Source organism: Oscillospiraceae bacterium, assembly GCA_035353335.1.
Classification (GTDB): Bacteria; Bacillota; Clostridia; order Oscillospirales; family JAKOTC01; genus DAOPZJ01.
Window position 1 is genome coordinate 2,656 of sequence record DAOPZJ010000091.1, and the last position, 1,918, is coordinate 4,573.

The window sequence follows — 1,918 nt, forward strand, 5'->3', positions numbered from 1 at the left end:
ACGATCCTTGCGCCGTTGCCGGCTTTTCCGATTGTGAGCGAACTCATGATCATGTTGAACTGCGACATATAATTGACCCAGGCGCTGTCTCCGTCGGCGAGCAGGATGTTCGCGGCCACGTAATACGGCAAGGCAAGCGCGCAGTCGTCCGCAATCGCCAGCGCGGTCGTGTCCGCGGTCGCCGCCGTGACTTCGGTCGGCATCGCGTAATAATAGACCAGCCATTTGCCGTCTCCGGTCGTCCGCATTTTCCCGTCCGGCGTGAACGTCGCCATGCTCTCGGTCGACGTGCCCTTTAAGATTGACCGCAGCTGATAGAAGTCGGAAGGCATATCGAATAAGAGGTAATCTTCTTCGAGCGGGTCCGCGACGCCTTCGGAGACCGATTCGTCCGAATACGGTTCGGTAAAGACCGCCGTCTTCACGATTTTTTGCTGCTGCGCGATCACGCGCTGCCCCATTGTGATGAACAGCGGCAGCTTGGCCGCGATGTCCGCGTCGCTCGTATACGGCGCGACGGTCAGATCGTTCTCGTCCAGCAAAGCCAGCGTTTTGATTTTACAATCCCCGACGGTCATAGGTTACTCCTCAATTCTTAAACCGGAAGCCCCGGAATCCCGGGGCCCCCGGCTTATTTGTTGATTTATCTCAACTGGATCGGCATGATCGAGACGTCGGCGCCCGCGTCGCTGGTGATGTTGAAATAGCCCGTTGTCTGACCGTACCGGGACGAATCGAGCTCGAACGCGACGTACTGCTGGACGGTTTCGACCGGCTTCGGTACCGTGATTTCGAGGTTCGCGGCAGCGGCATTGACGCCGGTGCCCTTCGCGATAATGACCTTTTTGTCGGCGGCGTTCGCGTTGGTCGCGATGAAGGCAAGCCGCTCGTCCTTTCCGATCGGGACCGTGCATCCGCCGGTTGTGATGGCGGTGAAGGTCGCGGCCACGGCGGTATTCATGGCGGTCGGTTTGATTGCTGCGATTGCTGTTACAGACATATTGTTTTCATTCCTTTCGTTATGCGGTTAAATTAGATCACGCAGCGCGTGATTTTATGCATAGGATGTGATCGGAACCTTGACAAGCTCCTGGGCCCTGACCACGTCCGCGCCGTAGAGATGGGTCGCGCGGATGATGTCGCCGAGATAGCTGCTTTCGCGGAACTTCTCGACGCTGTTGACCTGCTCGAACAGCGCGAGCGCGCCTTTGCTCATGACCATGCAGCAATCGCTCGTCCCGTCGTTGTAGATGTTGTTGGAGACGTAAATCTCCATGCCGGTCCAGCGGCCCATGCGGCCGCGTTCGACGACGGACGTGTTATCCGTCAGCTCGGCGCCGACGGCTTCGCGCAGGCGCGTCCAGGCCTTCGGGGTAATGACGGCGACGCATTGGTCGAAAGCGACGTCCTTCATCATCAAAAGCTCCTGGGCGGAGAGCAGCGTCCGGGCGATGGTGGTCTTCGAGAGAGAGGTAACGGCCGTGATCGCCTGACCGGCGCCGACGACCTTTCCGGCGATGTAGGCGTCGATCGAGTTCGCCATCGCTTCGGCGGTCTCGGCGTTCAGTGCTTCGACGTAGCCGTCAAGCGCCTGGACCTTCTCGACGTCGTCAACCAGGTAATAGGCATAATCGAGCCGGTCGATCTTGATCAGCGTCGAATTGTCCGCGACGTTCTCCGGAGTGGAGAGCGCCGTCTTCGGATTGGTGATCTGCCCGACGGTCGGACGGCCGACGCCCAGGATTTTAACGGTCTCACCGAGCTTCGCGGCGCCGGAGCTCTTTTCGTGTCTGCGGTTGCAGAGGTTTGTGAACACCATCTTGCGCTTCAGCGCGGTTTCGATGTGCGCGCTCCATACGATGGGTTTAAAATTATCAGCCATAGCTTAATCGTCCTTTCATTGTCCGGCTTTCGCCGG

At 58.7% G+C, this 1,918-nt stretch carries 3 protein-coding genes; all 3 read right to left on the reverse strand.

Annotated features, from left to right (window positions below; translation table 11 throughout):
- Positions 1-578, reverse strand: a 578-nt coding sequence (locus PKH29_12280) for a hypothetical protein (protein ID HNX15616.1), incomplete at its 3' end; no start/stop codon positions are given.
- 65 nt (positions 579-643) lie between these two features.
- Positions 644-1,000 carry a hypothetical protein gene (locus tag PKH29_12285; protein HNX15617.1) on the reverse strand — a complete coding sequence of 119 codons (357 nt, stop codon included), beginning with the start codon at positions 998-1,000 and terminating at the stop codon, positions 644-646.
- A 54-nt stretch (positions 1,001-1,054) separates the two neighbouring features.
- On the reverse strand, positions 1,055-1,882 hold the full coding sequence (locus PKH29_12290; protein HNX15618.1) for a hypothetical protein: 828 nt from the start codon (positions 1,880-1,882) through the stop codon (positions 1,055-1,057).
- Between the last annotated feature and the right edge of the window lie 36 nt (positions 1,883-1,918).

Bases quoted from the DNA above. Each gene is read 5' to 3' on its own strand.
- PKH29_12285 (HNX15617.1), bottom strand. From the start codon at position 1,000: ATGTCTGTAACAGCAATCGCAGCAATCAAACCGACCGCCATGAATACC.
- PKH29_12290 (HNX15618.1), bottom strand. From the start codon at position 1,882: ATGGCTGATAATTTTAAACCCATCGTATGGAGCGCGCACATCGAAACC.